Source organism: Candidatus Aeolococcus gillhamiae, assembly GCF_016464765.1.
In the GTDB taxonomy this organism is placed as follows: domain Bacteria; phylum Chloroflexota; class Dormibacteria; order Aeolococcales; family Aeolococcaceae; genus Aeolococcus; species Aeolococcus gillhamiae.
Window position 1 is genome coordinate 1 of the sequence record NZ_JAEKNS010000063.1, and the last position, 16,294, is coordinate 16,294.

Consider the following 16,294-nt stretch of genomic DNA (forward strand, 5'->3'; position numbering starts at 1 on the left):
TCCGGGTTAGCTCAGCGGTAGAGCAGGCGGCTGTTAACCGCAAGGTCACTGGTTCGAATCCAGTACCCGGAGCCATCGCCACATTCGAAGGGGACGACACACCATGGCCGACGCTCCAGCACGCAACACACCAGGGCCAGACCTCGATCCGCTAGACGCTGCTGCTCCGCTCGAAGAGCGAACAGCCCGCAGCGCCGCCGCTGCCGCCATCCCCAGCGTCGCGGAGCGCACTGACGCGGGCGCGTCCGATGTGGAGCTTGTGGGGCGGACTGCCGGGCTCCGAGCCCAACTGGGCGACGAGGCAGAGGTCCCTGTCCTTGTCGGGGTCGCGTCGTCCACCTCTGTCGACGGGCGCGCCGCCGGCGAGATCGGTCGGATCGCGAGTGGCGCGCCTCCACTCCAGAGTCCCCCCGCGGATGCGCTGCCAGTGTGGTCGTTCCGAGACGGCGCTGGGCGTGGCGCGCGCGTCGAACCGTCGCTCGCGCCGACGGACCGCAACCAGGTCGAGCTGCCCTTCACCCCGGCCACAGAGTTGGTGGCGCCCACGGCCCCCCCGGACCGACCGCAGCCGCTGTTCGGGCCCGTCGGGCGCGGACGATCCCCGTTGTTCGTCGCCCTGCTGTCGGCGGTGACGCTCGGCGTCTACGCGCTGATCTGGCACCACCGTATCAACCGCGAGCTCGAGGAGTTCGACCCGAAGCTCCACTCACGGCCCATGCGCAGCGCCGTCGCAGTTGCCGTCCCCTGGGTGATCGGGTTGGTCAGCACGGTCGCGGGGGCGGCGCTGATCGTCGGCGAGCGGCTGTCCGTCCATCTGCCGCTCGCCTCGCACGTGACCACAGGCCAGTCCTACTTCTTGCTGGCCGGCCTGGTCGCGGTCCCGTACCTCACGCTCCTGGTGCCGTTCAGCGTGGTCGCGGTGGTGATGACGCTCGAGCGACTGCGCTGTGTCGAGGAGCACGTCGGCACGACGACCGACCGGCAGGTGAGGGCGGTAGGCAGCTCCATGCTGCTCGCCATCCCAGTGATCGGTGGCCTGGTGCTCCTCGGAGTGGCCCAGCGCAGGCTCAACGCAGTGTGGGATGCCGTGGCACCGTCGGGGCGCCTCTCGCTCTGAGCAGCCTCGACCCGCCGCCGCCACCCCCGCCACCGCCACCACCCCCGGAATGGCGTGGTGGCGCAGCGCCCGCGTCGGGGGCCGAGGAGCGCCAGGGCAGGCGGCGGCGGAGCGCGCTGCAGACCCCCGGCTACGTCGACCGCATGGACGTCGCCGACGACGCCGACGGGCGGGTGGCGATCTTCAGCATCGACGCCGCCCACCGGCTCGACACCGGGGGGACGCCGCCGCCTCCGTCGGACCTGCCGGGGCCGGCCGGAACGGCGGCGAGGCTGGGGACCTTGCTGGACAGCACCTACGCGGGTGTCGGGATCGCCGTCGTGCTCGTCGTCATCCTGGTGCTGGGGCTCGTGCTGGCCTGCCACTAGCAAAACGGCCTGCTCACACAAATCAGTGTGTTACACTACCTTGTGTGAGCAGAAGCACGTTCGGCGCCGGCGAGGAGCTGGCGGGCCAACCGACCGATGCCGAGCTGATCGCCCAGGTGTTGGGCGGCTCTCGGCCATCGCCTGCGGTCGCGCGGTGCGCTGCGACGGTCGCCCGGCTTCCGCTCTGGGAGCGTCGCGTGCTCGGCGCCGCTGGGCTGGTGCGCGAGCACGGCGTCACGCCGGACCGTGCCCTGCGCCTGGCCGCCGTCTGGGAGCTGGCGGAGCGCTGGTTTCCTGACGACCGCCCGGCGATCACATCGCCTCGGGAGGCGGTGCTGTTGCTCGGCGGCCTGCGCTCCGCCTGCCGCGAGCAGGTGTGGGTGCTCATGCTCGACGCTCGCCACCGACCGATCTCATGCGAGACCGTGGCGGTGGGCACGATCAACAGCTCCCGGCTGGCACCACGCGACGTGCTCGCTCCGGCGTTGCGTGCCGGGTCAGCCGCGCTCGTGGTGGCGCACAACCATCCATCCGGGGATCCCGCGCCATCGCGAGCCGATCGGCAGGTGACCGATGCGCTCCGCAGCGCCGCTGCGCTGGTCGGCATCCCGATGCTCGACCACATCATCGTCGCGGCGCGCGGTCATCACTCCTTCCGCGAAGTGGAGGGATGGGACGTGGTGACCGCGGCCTGAGCGTGGGTCAGGAGAACGCGTCCTCGCCGGTGATCGCCTTGCCGAGGATGAGGGTATGCACCTCCTCCGTCCCCTCGTACGTCAGGACGGACTCGAGGTTGTTCATGTGGCGCACCACCGGGTACTCGAGGGTGATGCCGTTGGCGCCCAGGATTGTGCGCGCCTCGCGGGCGATGTCGATGGCGGCGCGCACGTTGGCTCGCTTGGCCAGCGACACCTGCACCGGGTGCAGCCGCCCCTGATCCTTGAGGGTCCCCAGGCGGTGCGCCACCAGCCGGCCCTGAACCAGCGAGGTCGCCATGGTGGCGAGCTTGGCCTGGGTGAGCTGGAAACCTCCGATCGGGCGGTCGAACATTCGACGCGTCTTGCCGTACTCGACGGCGGCCGCAAAACACGCGCGCGCGGCGCCCATGGCCCCCCAGGCGATGCCGTAGCGGGCCTCGTTGAGACAGGAGAGCGGACCGCGCATCCCGCTGACATCGGGCAGCATCGCGCTCTCCGGCAGCTCCACCGAGTCGAAGTGCAGCTCGCTGGTCACCGACGCGCGCAGCGACAGCTTGCGATGGATATCCGCCGCAGTGAAGCCGGGCGTACCGCGCTCCACGAGGAACCCGCGCACGCCGTCATCGGTCTTCGCCCAGACCACAGCCACGTCGGCCACCGACCCGTTGGTGATCCACATCTTGCTCCCGTTGAGCAACCACCCGCTGCCGGTGCGCGTCGCGGTGGTGCGCATGGCGGTGGGGTCGCTGCCAGCATCAGCCTCGGTCAACCCGAAGCAGCCCACCATGGTCCCTGCGGCCATCTCTGGCAAGAACTTCTGCTTTTGCTGCTCACTGCCGTAGGCGCGGATCGGGAACATCGCCAGCGATCCCTGCACTGACACGAACGAGCGCAGTCCGCTGTCTCCCGCCTCCAGTTCCTCGCAGGCAACGCCGTACGCGACGGCGGTGGCGCCCGCACAGCCGTAGCCCTTGAGATGCATGCCGAGCAGCCCGAGCCCGGCGAGCTCGGCGATCAGCTCACGCGGGAAGGTGGCGGCCTCGAAATGGTCGCCGATGATCGGCAGTACGCGCTCGCGCACCATCGAGCGCACCGTGTCCCTGACCAGGCGCTCATCGTCGCTGAGCAGGTCGTCGACGCTGTAGAGGTCGCTCGAACTCGGCAACGAGGCGGGTGCCTGTCGGGGCTGGTTCGTGGTCACCGCCAGATTGAACCACGCCGCCGGGGGGCTCAGGCGAGTGCGGCCGCCGTCGACGATCGACGAGCGGTCCGCATCTGGTCGCGCAACGCCGCTTCCGAGGTGAAGCCCACTTTGACGGCGATCGTCTGCCCGTCGCGACTGAGCACCACTGTCGTCGGCAGGGTCATCACGCGGTACATCTGCGCCCAGGCGGGTTCACACGCGACATCGATCTCACGGATGATCACGTCCTCGAGGAGGCTGCGCAGGCGCTGCAGAGCCGGTCGCTGGGCGCCGTGGCACACCGTGCAGTTCGCGCCCGTGACGTACAGGATGTCGGGCAGCTCGCCGAGGTGGCTCCGCGTGGACGTCCCCAGGACTGCTCTGCCGACGAGACGACGCTGCGCCGCCAGCGCGACCCAGGCCGCGACCGCGGCCAGGGGCGCGATCAGCGGTGACATCGTCAGCCGGCGGCGGCGCGGCGTCGGGTCAGCGGGAGGAGACCCGCCCGGACCAGCTGCGGGCACACGATGCAGGCGACGCAGGTGTCGAAGGCGAAGTTGAGGAACGCGAGCGCGATCACGATCAGCCGAGCGACCAGGCGACGGTGAGCTGGCCGAGCACCGCGGCGACGCTGGCGGCCACGATGACCATCGCGAAAAGGGTACTGGAATGGTCGGGTTTCTCGGACTGCCGGCGCATGGGCCGGAGCGGGTACGCTCGCCACCGCGACAGCCCAACGCCACCAGAGGGTTTTCAGCGGTGCCCGCCAAGAAGTACGACATCGGAACGCAGCTGCGCGAGGCATTCGCTCGGGAGGCTGAGAGCGTGGTGCGCTGCCTCTTCTACGCTCGTCGCGCCGACGTCGAGGGTCGCGCCGACATCGCCGCCGTCCTCCGTTCCATCGCCGACGGCGAGATCAGCCAAGCGTTCGGCCATCTCGAGTTCCTCGAGGAGACCGGTGATCCGCTGGCCGGCGGGGGAGACGCGGCCGGCGACCTTGCCGCCGTGATCGAGGTGGAGGGCCGGGCCGTCGAGCGCTACACCGAGCTTGCCGCGGGGGCCCGCGCCGCAGGCATGAGCGACGCGGCCGGTTGGTTCGACAGCCTGGTCGACGCCGAGTCCGTCCACCTCGGGGTGCTCCGCCGCGCCGCGGCAATGGATCTCTAAAGTGGAGCGGTTCGCGGCCGGCGAGGTGCGCATCGGCCCCGCGTACGAGTCCGAGCGGATTGCCGTCCGCGCCGAGCTCGCGTCCAGCGCCGAGCAGCGCAGGGTGGCGCTCGGTGCCGACCTGGTCCTCGTCTTCGAAAGCCGCGAGACGGTGCGCCTGGCGCTCGAGGAGTCGCTTCGAGCCGAGCGAACCAGCCACCACGAGCGGATCGCCGCTGAGGCGGACGCTTTCTCGGTGCTCACGGGTGGCGGGCACGACCTCGCCGCGACCCTGTATGTCGACGTCGCCGACCCGGTGGCCCTCGCCGAGCGCCTCGGCGAGCTGAGCGGGGTCGAGGACACCGTGTACCTCGAGGTGGCAGGACGCCGGGTCGCCGGCCGACCCCACCCGGCAGACAGCGGCTCAGGGGCTTTTCACCTTCTCTTCGCGCTCGACGACGGGCAGCGCGCCGCGCTGCTCGGCGGCGCCGCGGTGGCGGCCGGCGCGGACCATCAGGGCTGCCGGACGTCGATCACGTTGAGCGCGGACCAGGGACGCGCGATCGGCGCCGACCTGCGCGGGTGAGCGGAGCGCACGGCGCACCGCGGGTGTGCCGTGCCGGCATCGTCCCGATGCTCGTCGCCGCCGTGCTGACGGTGGTGCTGGCCGGCTGTGGCGACACCACGTCGCAACCCGCCTGGGTTCACGCCCACCCGGACACCTCGGTGCTGGCGTTCCAGACCACGGCTCCCGGAGTTTGTGCCATAACCGTCCAATACCCGAACGACGCGCCGGCGGCCATCGGCTACCTCGGCAGCACCTACGTGCAGGTGCAGCGGCGCCCCCACCCCGCGTCGACCGCGGGCCGCGACCTCGGGAACTCCGCGGATTGGCGGGTGCTGCTGCTGAGAGGCGGTGACCTGCTTCTGGTGACCCCAGGAGACGCGTTCGACTACCGACTCGAAGCTACCTGCTAGGGCGAGGGGGGAACTGCCGTCCCCTGCGAGAATGGTTGCGATGACTGAACGCGCCGGAGTCCTGCCCTTCACGTCGCTGGTCGGCCAGGACACCATGAAGCAGGCGCTGCTCCTCAACGCCGTCAACCCGGCCATCGGCGGCGTGCTCATCCGCGGGGAGAAGGGCACCGCCAAGTCGACGGCGGTGCGCGGGCTGGCGGTGCTGCTGCCCGACGTGGCCGTTGTCGCCGGCTGCCGCTTCCACTGTGACCCCGGTGCGCCGGCGCTGTGGTGCGAGGAGTGCACGGCGCGAGCGCACGCGGGCGAGACCCTGCACAGCGTGTCGCGGCCCATGCGTGTCGTCGAGCTGCCGGTCAACGCCAGCGAGGACCGGGTGGTCGGTAGCATCGACGTCGAGTCGGCCATCAAGCGAGGCGAGCGGCGATTCGAGCCCGGGCTTCTCGCCGCGGCCAACCGCAACCTCCTCTACGTCGACGAGGTCAACCTTCTCGACGACCACCTCGTCGACGTCCTCCTCGACGCGGCCGCCATGGGTGTCAACACCGTGGAACGCGAAGGTGTGTCGCTGTCGCACCCGGCCCGCCTGATGCTGGTCGGCACCATGAACCCGGAGGAGGGGGAGCTGCGCCCGCAGCTGCTCGACCGCTTTGGGCTGTGCGTCGACGTCGGCGGCCTGCAGGCGCTCGAGGACCGCGTGCGGGTGATGCAGCGGGACCGTCGGGCCGCCGAGGACACCTCGCCCGACGAGGATCGTGACCAAGAACGGCTCCGCGCCATCATCGCCCGCGCCACCGAATTGCTGCCGCTGGTCCGCGTCAGCAGGTCCATGCGTCAGTTCATCGCGCTCATCTGCATCGAGGCGGGAGCGGTCGGGCATCGCGCCGACATCGTGATCAGCCGCACCGCCCAGACCATCTGCGCCTGGCGCGAGGCCGAGGCCCTCGAGGCTGCGGGCTCGACCGACCCGGCTACGGCGATCGAGGACCTGATGGTGAGCGCCGCCGACGTGGTCACCGCGGCGGACCTGGCCCTGGCGCATCGCCGCCGAGACCATCCCTCGGACGGCAGCAGCGCACCGTCGCCCGTCGAGGCGGCGCGCGAACGGATGGAGGAGATGCGCCAGAACACCGAGACGCCGGCGGGCGAGTCGGACTCGAACGCGGAGTCGGAGGACAGCGAGATCCCACAGGAGTCCACGACGTCGGCGGAGCAGGGAGAGGGTGCCTCCCACGGCGACCAGGCGCGTGGCACCGAGTCGACGGCGTCAGGCCCTCCGCAGCTGTACTCGGGCGAGCTGTTCCCGGTTCGCAAGATCAGCCTCCCGCGCGACCGTCGCAGCCGCAAGGCCGCCGGCAAGCGCAGCCAGGCGCGCAGCCCGGACCGTCGCGGCCGGTACGTGGGCGCCGTACAGACCGAGCACACGTCCGACGTCGCGTTCGATGCCACCGTTCGCGCCGCCGCTCCACACCAGCTTCGGCGCCGCGACGAGGCGGTGGCGGCGGGCGTGGTCGATGCACCGGTGCTGCACCTGGAGCGCCAGGATCTGCGCCAGAAGGTGCGCAGGCGTCGCACCGGGACGCTCATCGTCTTCGTCGTCGACGCCAGCGCATCGATGGACGCCGAACAGCGCATGCAGGCTACCAAGGGCGCCGTGCTCTCCCTGCTGCGTGACGCCTACGTCCGCCGCGACAAGGTGTCGCTGGTGGTGTTCTCGGGTCGCAGCGCCCGGGTCATCCTGCAGCCGACGTCCAGCGTCGACCTGGCGGAGGAACGGCTGCAGCGGTTGGGGGTCGGCGGTACCACGCCGCTGACGCACGGGTTGGTCGCGGGGCTCAAGGTGGTCCGCACCGAACGTCTCCGCGACTCCTCGGTGTACCCGCTCATGGTGCTGATCAGCGACGGCCGCGGCAACATCTCGCTGTTCGGCGAGGAGCCGCTGCTCGAGGCGCAGCGCCTGGCCGCACAGATCGGCGCCGAGCGCGTGCGCATGCTGGTCATCGATTCCGCTCGCGACCACATCGGCGCCAAGCCGCTGCCCGCCGTCGGGGGCCCGGCGCGCCCGGCGCGGTCGCAGCTGTTCAGCGGCGGGTACGGCTTCAACGCCTGCCTCGACCTGGCGGAGCGGTCGGGAGGCGAGTACCTGGGGCTGTACGACCTGAGCCAGGGCGCGATCCTCGCCGGGGTGGAACGCAGCCTGCGCGCGCGCTGAGCGCCGCGCCGCGAGTCGGCGACAAACAGGGACAATCGGGTCATGCAGGTCGGTCGCTCCGTCTTCCCGTTCACCGCCATCGTCGGCCAGGAGCCGATGCGCGAGGCGCTCGTCCTCAACGCCATCAACCCCGCCATCGGTGGCGTTCTCATCCGCGGCGAGAAGGGCACAGCAAAGTCGACGGCGGTGCGCGCGCTCGCCCGCCTGCTCCCCGAACAGGACGTCGTCGTGGGCTGCCAGTTCGGCTGCCCACCCGATCCGGGCGAGCAGCAGTGCCTCGACTGCAGCACGCGCAGCGCGGCAGGCGAGGAGCTGCCTCGGAAGCTCCGCCAGATGCGCGTGGTGGAGTTGCCCATCAACGCCAGCGAGGACAGGGTGGTGGGCAGCATCGACATCGAGGCGGCGATCAAGACCGGCGAGAAGCGCTTCGAGCCGGGCGTGCTTGCCGAGGCCAACCGCAACATCCTCTACGTCGACGAGGTGAACCTGCTCGACGACCACATCGTCGATGTGCTTCTCGACGCCGCCGCGATGGGTCTTAACACCGTCGAGCGCGAGGGCGTGTCAGTGTCGCACCCGGCCCGCTTCATCCTGGTTGGAACCATGAACCCTGAGGAGGGTGACCTCAGACCTCAGCTGCTCGACCGCTTTGGCCTGTGCGTCGACGTCACGGGCATCCACGACGTGGCCCAGCGCGTGGAGATCGTCGAGCGACGAGAGGAGTTCGAGGAGGATCCTGAGGCCTTCGCGCAGCGTTTCGATTCGCAGGAGAACGCCGAGGCACAGAGGATCGCGCGGGCGATCCGGACCCTTCCCGACGTGGAGATCGACCGCGACATCCTCGTCGGGATCGCCGCCCTCGGCATCGAGCTCGAGGTCGACGGCCACCGCGCCGACATCGTGACCCGCAAGAGTGCGCAGGCCCTGGCGGCCTACGAGAACCGCGACCGCGCCACCGCAGCCGACGTCGAGCGGGTCGCGCCGGCGGTGCTCGCGCACCGCGTCAAGCCTTCGGTCGCCGGCACCAAGCGCAACGTCGACCTCGGCGAGGTCATGCGGCGCGCCGTCGGCCGCGAGGAGGCCTAGGCCGCCCCGCCGTCGTCGGGCTCGTGCCCGTGCTGGCCGGTGTCGAGACGCTGCTCGGCGCCCTCGTCATTCTGCTCCTGGTCGAGCGCCTGCTCGGGCGTGGTCGGTGGCCCCTCCTCGACGGGCGCTCCGCCGGCCTTCTCGACCTCCTGGTTGCCCGGATGACCCTGCTCGGTCATACAGCCTCGTCCTCGTCATCGACGAGGGAGAGGAAGGGGCGGCGCGCGAACACCGTCTGTCGCATCAGCCGCTGTAGCAGGTTGGGCGTCCTGTAGCTGGCCACCGGTACGCTCACCGGCTTGCGCTCGATGTTGCGCCGCGAGATGTGGATACCGTGCTTAGGGAGGATCCGGCGCAGGTATCCCCAGGTGTCATAGAGACCGTTGCTCACCGACTCGTAGCCGTGCTGGAGAACCATCAACCGGGCGCTGTAGGACATCAGCTCGTGGAAGAACATTTTTTCGTCGTCCGGCCGGGGCTCGATGAGCAGGATGTCGACGTCGGGATGGTTGTGACGCACCAACTTGATGTGGTCGAGCAGCCCGTCGTGGAGCATGCCCCGGAACACCTGGTTGTAGACGCCGCGCATGCCCATGTCGGCGAGGTGGTCGCCGACGAGCCCACGCATGCCCTCGGGCGGGCTCAGGTTGCGGGTATCGACCGGGACGATGGGGTTGATGGCGACGATGAGGGTGGCCCCGCGGTCCACCGCGACGTCGATCGCGGAGATGCCCTTGATGCCGCCGTCGACGTAGTCGATGTCTTCGATGCGCACCGGCCGGAAAAGCATCGGGACGGCGCTGCTTGCCGCCGCCGCCAGGGAGATGGGAACGTGGGCGCGCGCGTTGAACCGCGAGAACACAACCCGCTGCCCGGAGTCCAGCGCGCATGCCACGATGTGCAGCTCCCGCTGCAGGTCGCGGAAATCGTTGCTGAACCCCTCGCGGGTGAGCAGGCGCTCGAGGAAGCGCACCAGCTCGGTGTTGCTGAAGACCCCAGAGGGGATGAGGGGGCTGAGCATGCCGAGGATGTCGACCGGGTTGAGCTTGCCGGGGTGACGAGCGAGCTCCCACACGATCTCCTGGGTGAGGCGTGGCAGCTTGGCGACCCGGCCGGCGACCTCGGCGATGTTCGGCCTGTAGATGCCCCATCGCGACGGGGGGCGCAGCATCTGATTGGTGCCTTCGAGCCCCAGCGCCATCTCGGTCGGCGTGATGCCGTTGACAAGGAGGGCTCCGATCATCGAACCGGCGCTGGTGCCGACGTAGATGTCGAAGTCGTTGACGCTGCTCCCCACCAGGAGGTCGTCCAGCGCGCGAAGCGCCCCGATCTCGTAGGTCAGGCCGGTGATGCCCCCGCCGCAGAGCACCAGCGCCCGCTTTCCGCCGGTGGGGTCGGGGGCGACGAGGCGCCCGTTGGTCACGCGCCTCCGGGTGGGCATGGCCGGATCATATTGGAGCGGGCGCGGCACGGTGCAACGCTTCTGCTGCATTAATCCTGAGACCAGCGTGGCTGGGCGGAGTGCCAAGGGGGAACGCAGTTCCTCCTTCGCTTAGCATGGCCGCTCGTGTCCAGCAATGCCCTCGGGCTGATCCGCAACTTCTGCATCATCGCCCACATCGACCACGGCAAGTCCACGCTCGCAGATCGACTCCTGGAGCGGACCGGCACCGTGGCGATGCGCGACATGCAGGACCAGCTGCTCGACACCCTCGACCTCGAGCGCGAGCGCGGCATCACCATCAAGGCACAGGCGGTGCGTCTCGACTACCCGGCGGTTGACGGCTGGACGTACCAGCTCAACCTCATCGACACGCCTGGCCATGTCGACTTCGCCTACGAGGTTTCGCGCTCGCTGGCAGCGTGTGAAGGGGCACTCCTTGTCGTCGACGCCTCGCAGGGGATCGAGGCGCAGACACTCGCCAACGTGTACGCCGCGCTCGAGGCAAACCTCGAGATCATCCCGGTGATCAACAAGATCGACCTCCCGGCCGCCGACCCCGAGCTGGTGCGCAGGGAGATCGAGGACGTCATCGGCCTGCCCGGCGACGGCGCGTTGCTGGCCAGCGCCCGCCAGGGCATCGGCATCGACGAGATCCTCGAGGCGGTCGTGGCCCGGGTGCCACCTCCGTCCGGCGATGTCGATGCACCGCTGCAGGCGCTCATCTTCGACAGCAAGTACGACGCTTACCGGGGCGTCATCGTGTACGTGCGCGTCATGCACGGCGTCATCCGCCAGGGGCAGCGCATCCGCATGATGGCCACCGGAAAGGACTTCATCGTCGATGAGGTGGGCGTCTTCCGGCCGCAGATGACGTCGACGGGCTCGCTCAGCCCCGGCGAGGTGGGCTACGTGGTCGCCTCCGTCAAAGACGTGCGCGACAGCAAGGTCGGCGACACGGTCACCGACGCGGCGCACTCTGCGCGGCAGGCGCTGCCCGGCTACCGGACCGTCACCCCGATGGTCTTCGCGGGCATCTTTCCGATCGACTCGGACGCTGTCCAGGACCTCAAGGAGGCGCTCGGCAAGCTCAACCTCAACGACGCCTCGCTGGTCTACGAGCCGGAGTCGTCGGTGGCGCTGGGCTTCGGCTTCCGCTGCGGATTCCTCGGCCTTCTCCACATGGAGATCGTCCAGGAGCGTCTGGAGCGCGAGTTCGACCTCGAGCTGCTCACCACCGCTCCGACGGTCGAGTACCGGGTGCGCCTGCGCAGTGGAGAGATGGTCGCGGTCGACAATCCCGCCATGCTCCCCGACCCCGCCCACATCGACGTGATCGAGGAACCGCGGACGCGGGCGACGATCTTCGTGCCCAAGGACTACGTCGGTCCGCTCATGGAGCTGTGCCAGGAACGCCGCGGCGAGCTTCTCGACATGCAGTACCAGCCCGGCGATCGTGTCGCGCTCATCTATGACCTGCCGCTCGGCGAGATCATCCACGACTTCTACGACCAGCTCAAGTCGCGCAGCCGCGGCTACGCCTCGCTCGACTACGTGATCACCGGCTTTCGGGCTGAGAAGCTGGTCAAGCTCGATATCCTCGTCGGGGGCCAGCGCGTCGACGCGCTGTCAATGATCGTCCATCGCGACAAGGCGGCTTTCCAAGGACGCAGGCTAGCCGAGCGCTTGCGCAAGCTGATCCCGCGCCAGCTCTTCGAGGTCCCCATCCAGGCAGCGATCGGCGGCAAGATCATCGCCCGCGAGACGGTTTCGGCGATGCGCAAGGACGTCCTCGCCAAGTGCTACGGCGGCGACATAACCCGCAAGCGCAAGCTGCTCGAGAAACAGAAGGAGGGCAAGAAGAGGATGAAGCGCGTCGGCAACGTCGAGATCCCGCAGGAGGCCTTCATGGCCGTCCTCAAGCTGGACGAATAGCCGTGCCCGCGAGTAAGCGGCGCCGCGCCGCCCGCACGAGGACCGTTCCTGTCACGGTCGATGCCGCGCCGGCGCCGGAGCCGGCCCCCGCGATCAAGCCGGTGACCCCAACGCGACGGCGGCCCCCCGCGGCGGCGAGCGATGCCCGAGACGTGCCCTGGACGGGCAGGGGCATGCTGGCGCTGCTCGGGCTGGTGTTCCTGCTCCAGCTGCCCATCGGTGTGGTCATCAACCTCACCTCGCACACCAACCCCCTGATCATCGACGTCTTCTTTTTCCAGCCCCAGTACCTTGTGGTGGCGTGCGTGGTGATGATGCCGCTGGCGCGGCGGCTCACCGGTCAGGCACGAAACCTGCGCCTCCTGGAGTCGCTGTCGCTCGGCGTGATGTACGCGTTGCTCTCGCTGATGTTGAGCACCGTCTTCGTGCACCCGGCGAACGCATCGGTGTCCACCGATCAGTTCATCCGCAACCTGAAGCTGAGCGACGGCCTGCTCATTGCCCTCTCCGACGTCGTCGCCCTCTTCGCGACGGTGACCCTCTACCCGGGGTTCAGCCGCCTGCTCGGCACGCCGGGTCGCCGCGCCAGGGCACGCATGCAGCGGCGCACAGGGGCGGCTTCGGCCGCGCCCAAGGCCGCCGGTCGCAACCCCGCCAGCCGCCCCGCCACCTCGAAGCGCAAGGCCCAGCCAAGGCGGTAGCGGGCGGTCCGCTACTCTGGCAGGGCCGGGGTTGCCGAGATGCTCACGCGGTTGCGAAGCGCTTGTAACAACTCCCCTGATGCCGGCGGCTGCGACGGTGGCGGCCCGGATGATGTGGCCCATGCGCTTGGCGCGGTTCCGTCCTGCACTCACGTCCCCAACCCGACGACGCCGTCAGCGGGGCCAGGGCATGGTCGAGTTCGCCATCGTCGCGCCGGTTTTCTTCTTCACCATCTTCGCGATGATCGACGGCGGCTTCCTGCTCTACAGCATCAACGCCGTCGACCAGGCCACCACCGTGGGGAGCAACGCGATCGCGGGCCTCGGCAAGGTGTCGACCGCGGACACCACCGCCCTGGCGCGGATGGCCGCATCGCCGGGGCTGGAAACGACCTCGCTGATCAACGTCACCCGCGTCGACATCGAAGAGATTGTCACCAACGCGACCGGGGACGGCTTCTCGACCAACAGCGACGGGACACCCACCATCCAGACCGACTGCGGAGGCGCGTGCGTCAACGTGTACCTGATCGGCGCGGGCGGGGCGGTTACCTCGAGCACGGTCCCCTGGCCGCCGAGTGACCGTAACGTGTACAACGGGCAGAGTTCCTTTGTCGGCCTGAAGGTCTACTACTCCTACAAATTCCTCACCGGCGTGGCCGGCACCGCAAACCTCACCACGACGAAGACGTTCCGGCTCGAGCCGCAGAACGCGCCGGGCACGTGATGATGAGGAGAGGACGGCAGCGAGGCCAGGCGGCGGTGGAGCTGTGCTTCGTGCTGCCGGTGTGCCTGATGCTCTTCATGGGCGTCTACACGGCGGGATCGTTCATCTCGGACATGAATGTCGCCGGCCAGGCCACCCGGGCCGGGAGCCGTCTCGGCGCCGAGATCGGCAACTACGGCTACGGGTCGAGCAACCCGCTGACCGCCACCTGCATGGGGGCAAGCACGACCAACCCATGCGCGGTCGACCAGGACATCGTGACCACCGTGGCCACTGTTGCAAAGGGACTGCAGAACATCACCTCGATCGATGAGATCGACATCTACGACCCGTGCGCGGTGTCAGGCAGCTGCACGTCCGCGTCGAGCGTGTGCAGCGACGCTGGGAACATCGCCGGCAAATACCAGACGGGCGACCCGGTGGACGTGTACAAGCTGGTGAGCGGAGCGTGGACCCTGCAGAACCCCGGCCCCAACAACTACACCCTCAACCTGCGCACCCAGCAGCACCCGAACGAGCTCGCCGTCGGAGTGCGCATCCTCTACCACTTCCAGGCGTCCGCGCCGATCAACTTCTTCAACGCGCAGGCATCGAATTACGCAGTGATGTGCCTCGCGCCAACCGAGGCCGGATCATGAACCGACGACACCCGCGCGTCCGGAATCCCAGGCGTGAGTCCAGCAAGGGCCAGGTCATGCCCATCTTCGCGCTGGTGGTCGTTGTGCTCTTCGCCGCCACCGGCCTTGCCGTTGACGCCGGCATGGCGTTCCTCTCCTACAACGGCGCCGAGCGCGCGGCGGCCGCCGCCGCGCTGGCCGGGGTGCCCTACATGCCTTCTGGCCTCAATGCGGGGATCACCGGCACGACACCGGAAGCGAACTGCGCAAATACTGCCGCGGCCGCGGCCTGCGCCGCCACCGCCCGCGACGGCCTCAAGAACGGCAGCACCGTCAATGGTCACACGGTCTCGGTGAAGGTGTCGCGCTACCCGGCCACCTGCGATGGCACCGTCACCAACCCCTGCGCCGACAACAAGCTCACCGTGCAGGTGACGGCCTGGGTTCAGCCGACCTTCCTGCGCGTTCTCGGCTTCGGCGACCACGCGGTGACCGCGAGCGACACCGCCTTCTTCCTGCCGCCGATCTCGCTCGGCCAGCCCGGCGCCCAGCTGGGCAGCAGCGTCGGCAACCTCGGGGTGTCGGGGAACTACTACTTCCTCCGCTCCGAGGGCTACGGGAACCCCCGTAGTGAGGGTGACGCGTACGACCCGTACAACCAGGACACGACGTTCTCGTGCGGCTCCGGCGTCACCACCGATCCCGCGCCGAATCCCTACGGCCCCTCGACCGACACGCACGCCCTGGCCGCCAACATGACCCCGTCACCCACGGACGTCTCCGATGGCACGCTCACCGGGGCAGGGGTGAACAAGCTGCCTGAGCGTGGCGGCTACAACTTCACGCTCCAGGTACCCACAACCGGCTCGTACCCACTCGTGTACAACCCGGCATTCGCGCCTGACGGCGGCTTCAACCCCTCCGGCGGCGCATACAACCTGCACGAACAGGACGGCAGCTTCTCGGGCAACGCCTTCACGGACCAGTACTCCGCGATGGAATACACCGTCTTCAGGGTGGTCGACCGCTTCGACCACACCCAGGACGTCCCGCTGAGCCAGATCTGGGTCGACCCTCTCAACGTGACCATCACTAGCGGCGCGGTGTCCTCGATCGTGGACGTCGCCAACGGCCAGACGCTCTCGGCGACCTCGAACGCCACCGCGTTCGCTTACGTGCGCGACTACGTGTACCACTCTTGGGTCAGCGTGGGCGCGCCCTCGGCGGCATCGGCGTCCTGGACCTCGGGCGGCACAACCTACAACGTCTTCCACGTGGTCAAGACGCTCAGCACGCCGCTGACCGCATCGACCACCACGTCGTATCGCCTGCGTGTCGACATGCTCGACTACAATGGCCTGCGTCCGGCTGACGACTCCGGTGCGTCCAAGTGCTCGCGCGCACACAAAGGCTACGCCGTCCAGCTGGCCTACTCGGGTGGCACCCAGTGCACCGACTGCCAGGTGTCCGCGCTCGACGAGCTCGCGGTGTATACCCCGATCATCACCTCAGGCAGCGGCGGGTTCTCGGTCCCGCTGTTCAGCCTCCCCGCCGACTACGCCGGCCAGACCGTGAACTTCTACATCTTCGACCCGGGCGATGTCAGTGGCCAGAACGCCATCTCGATCCTCAACCCGGACGACAAGAGTTGCGGGGGTGCCGGCCAGGGTGGCTGCCTGTTCTCGACGACGTCCGGCGTCCCGATCTACGACCTCGGGATGAGCCGCAACGTCTCACCATTGCCAGCCGTGGTGAACACCGCTGACTCGTGCGCCTCGTCGACGCTTCAGCCGAACACCAACCAGGCGCTGATCAACACGTACCCGATCACCAACAGCTGCGGACGCCCCGCCACGTTCTTCAACGGGCACTGGCTGCTCTTCCAGCTGCAGATTCCGTCCAACTACGCCGGCGGCTACAGCACGACCCCCTCGACCAGTGGCAACGGGTACTGGCAGCTTCACTACTCTCTGACCAGCGGTACAGCGAGCGACACCTTCACAATCGCCGTCAACTACGCCAACTCGCCGGTGCACCTCCTCTAGAAGGAGCGCCTCGAGCAGCTCGCCGTTCGGCGTCGCCGACGTA

The 16,294-nt window shown here is 69.0% G+C and carries 17 protein-coding genes and 1 tRNA gene; 14 read left to right on the plus strand and 4 right to left on the minus strand.

Features of this window, described 5'->3' with window-relative positions:
- The 4 genes from JF886_RS05550 to JF886_RS05565 all read left to right on the plus strand — a co-directional run bounded on the left by JF886_RS05550 (position 1) and on the right by JF886_RS05565 (position 2,180).
- A tRNA-Asn gene (locus tag JF886_RS05550) sits at positions 1-75 on the plus strand.
- 28 nt (positions 76-103) lie between these two features.
- A complete protein-coding gene (locus JF886_RS05555; protein WP_337310404.1) occupies positions 104-1,117 on the plus strand; it encodes a DUF4234 domain-containing protein in 1,014 nt (337 codons plus the stop codon).
- On the plus strand, positions 1,078-1,485 hold the full coding sequence (locus JF886_RS05560) for a hypothetical protein (protein ID WP_337310406.1): 408 nt from the start codon (positions 1,078-1,080) through the stop codon (positions 1,483-1,485). Before JF886_RS05555 ends, JF886_RS05560 begins: the two co-directional genes overlap by 40 nt.
- A gap of 44 nt (positions 1,486-1,529) precedes the next feature.
- Complete coding sequence (locus JF886_RS05565; RefSeq protein WP_337310408.1) at positions 1,530-2,180, plus strand: JAB domain-containing protein; 651 nt, start codon at positions 1,530-1,532, stop codon at positions 2,178-2,180.
- Between the two features lie 7 nt (positions 2,181-2,187).
- Here JF886_RS05565 and JF886_RS05570 read toward each other — a convergent pair whose 3' ends face one another.
- Together JF886_RS05570 and JF886_RS05575 are read right to left on the minus strand one after the other, a co-directional pair.
- Complete coding sequence (locus JF886_RS05570; RefSeq protein ID WP_337310410.1) at positions 2,188-3,384, minus strand: acyl-CoA dehydrogenase family protein; 1,197 nt, start codon at positions 3,382-3,384, stop codon at positions 2,188-2,190.
- A gap of 29 nt (positions 3,385-3,413) precedes the next feature.
- The gene (locus tag JF886_RS05575; protein WP_337310413.1) at positions 3,414-3,824 is read right to left on the minus strand and encodes a thioredoxin family protein; all 411 of its coding nucleotides are present in this window, start codon (positions 3,822-3,824) and stop codon (positions 3,414-3,416) included.
- 301 nt (positions 3,825-4,125) lie between these two features.
- Between JF886_RS05575 and JF886_RS05580 the strand changes: the two genes are divergently transcribed.
- From JF886_RS05580 to JF886_RS05600, 5 genes are read left to right on the plus strand one after another with little or no spacing between them, the layout of a single operon-like run.
- Complete coding sequence (locus JF886_RS05580) at positions 4,126-4,533, plus strand: ferritin family protein (RefSeq protein WP_337310415.1); 408 nt, start codon at positions 4,126-4,128, stop codon at positions 4,531-4,533.
- A gap of 1 nt (position 4,534) precedes the next feature.
- On the plus strand, positions 4,535-5,098 hold the full coding sequence (locus JF886_RS05585) for a DUF3501 family protein (RefSeq protein WP_337310417.1): 564 nt from the start codon (positions 4,535-4,537) through the stop codon (positions 5,096-5,098).
- Complete coding sequence (locus tag JF886_RS05590; protein WP_337310419.1) at positions 5,095-5,490, plus strand: hypothetical protein; 396 nt, start codon at positions 5,095-5,097, stop codon at positions 5,488-5,490. The genes JF886_RS05585 and JF886_RS05590 overlap by 4 nt, the downstream gene beginning before the upstream one ends.
- A gap of 40 nt (positions 5,491-5,530) precedes the next feature.
- The gene (locus JF886_RS05595) at positions 5,531-7,699 is read left to right on the plus strand and encodes a magnesium chelatase subunit D family protein (protein ID WP_337310421.1); all 2,169 of its coding nucleotides are present in this window, start codon (positions 5,531-5,533) and stop codon (positions 7,697-7,699) included.
- Positions 7,700-7,741: 42 nt separating this feature from the next.
- Entirely contained in the window at positions 7,742-8,785 is a 1,044-nt protein-coding gene (locus tag JF886_RS05600) for a magnesium chelatase ATPase subunit I (RefSeq protein ID WP_337310423.1), read from the plus strand.
- On the opposite strand, the gene JF886_RS05605 is transcribed toward JF886_RS05600, so the two are convergent.
- Both JF886_RS05605 and JF886_RS05610 read right to left on the minus strand, forming a co-directional pair.
- The gene (locus tag JF886_RS05605) at positions 8,782-8,964 is read right to left on the minus strand and encodes a hypothetical protein (RefSeq protein ID WP_337310425.1); all 183 of its coding nucleotides are present in this window, start codon (positions 8,962-8,964) and stop codon (positions 8,782-8,784) included. The genes JF886_RS05600 and JF886_RS05605 overlap by 4 nt on opposite strands.
- Complete coding sequence (locus JF886_RS05610; RefSeq protein ID WP_337310427.1) at positions 8,961-10,226, minus strand: patatin-like phospholipase family protein; 1,266 nt, start codon at positions 10,224-10,226, stop codon at positions 8,961-8,963. The genes JF886_RS05605 and JF886_RS05610 overlap by 4 nt, the downstream gene beginning before the upstream one ends.
- 126 nt (positions 10,227-10,352) lie before the next feature.
- Between JF886_RS05610 and lepA the strand changes: the two genes are divergently transcribed.
- The 5 genes from lepA (at position 10,353) to JF886_RS05635 (ending at position 16,251) form a co-directional block, all read left to right on the plus strand.
- On the plus strand, positions 10,353-12,161 hold the full coding sequence (gene lepA / locus JF886_RS05615; protein WP_337310429.1) for a translation elongation factor 4: 1,809 nt from the start codon (positions 10,353-10,355) through the stop codon (positions 12,159-12,161).
- Between the two features lie 101 nt (positions 12,162-12,262).
- Entirely contained in the window at positions 12,263-12,862 is a 600-nt protein-coding gene (locus tag JF886_RS05620; protein ID WP_337310430.1) for a hypothetical protein, read from the plus strand.
- 190 nt (positions 12,863-13,052) lie between these two features.
- Positions 13,053-13,589 carry a TadE/TadG family type IV pilus assembly protein gene (locus JF886_RS05625; protein WP_337310433.1) on the plus strand — a complete coding sequence of 179 codons (537 nt, stop codon included), beginning with the start codon at positions 13,053-13,055 and terminating at the stop codon, positions 13,587-13,589.
- Positions 13,590-13,591: 2 nt separating this feature from the next.
- A complete protein-coding gene (locus tag JF886_RS05630) occupies positions 13,592-14,227 on the plus strand; it encodes a TadE family protein (RefSeq protein WP_337310435.1) in 636 nt (211 codons plus the stop codon).
- A complete protein-coding gene (locus JF886_RS05635) occupies positions 14,224-16,251 on the plus strand; it encodes a pilus assembly protein TadG-related protein (RefSeq protein ID WP_337310437.1) in 2,028 nt (675 codons plus the stop codon). The genes JF886_RS05630 and JF886_RS05635 overlap by 4 nt, the downstream gene beginning before the upstream one ends.
- Positions 16,252-16,294: the final 43 nt, after the last annotated feature.

Bases quoted from the DNA above. Each gene is read 5' to 3' on its own strand.
- JF886_RS05575 (WP_337310413.1), bottom strand. From the start codon at position 3,824: ATGTCACCGCTGATCGCGCCCCTGGCCGCGGTCGCGGCCTGGGTCGCG.
- JF886_RS05635 (WP_337310437.1), top strand. From the start codon at position 14,224: ATGAACCGACGACACCCGCGCGTCCGGAATCCCAGGCGTGAGTCCAGC.
- JF886_RS05555 (WP_337310404.1), top strand. From the start codon at position 104: ATGGCCGACGCTCCAGCACGCAACACACCAGGGCCAGACCTCGATCCG.
- JF886_RS05630 (WP_337310435.1), top strand. From the start codon at position 13,592: ATGAGGAGAGGACGGCAGCGAGGCCAGGCGGCGGTGGAGCTGTGCTTC.
- JF886_RS05625 (WP_337310433.1), top strand. From the start codon at position 13,053: ATGGTCGAGTTCGCCATCGTCGCGCCGGTTTTCTTCTTCACCATCTTC.
- JF886_RS05600 (WP_337310423.1), top strand. From the start codon at position 7,742: ATGCAGGTCGGTCGCTCCGTCTTCCCGTTCACCGCCATCGTCGGCCAG.
- JF886_RS05595 (WP_337310421.1), top strand. From the start codon at position 5,531: ATGACTGAACGCGCCGGAGTCCTGCCCTTCACGTCGCTGGTCGGCCAG.
- JF886_RS05610 (WP_337310427.1), bottom strand. From the start codon at position 10,226: ATGCCCACCCGGAGGCGCGTGACCAACGGGCGCCTCGTCGCCCCCGAC.
- JF886_RS05605 (WP_337310425.1), bottom strand. From the start codon at position 8,964: ATGACCGAGCAGGGTCATCCGGGCAACCAGGAGGTCGAGAAGGCCGGC.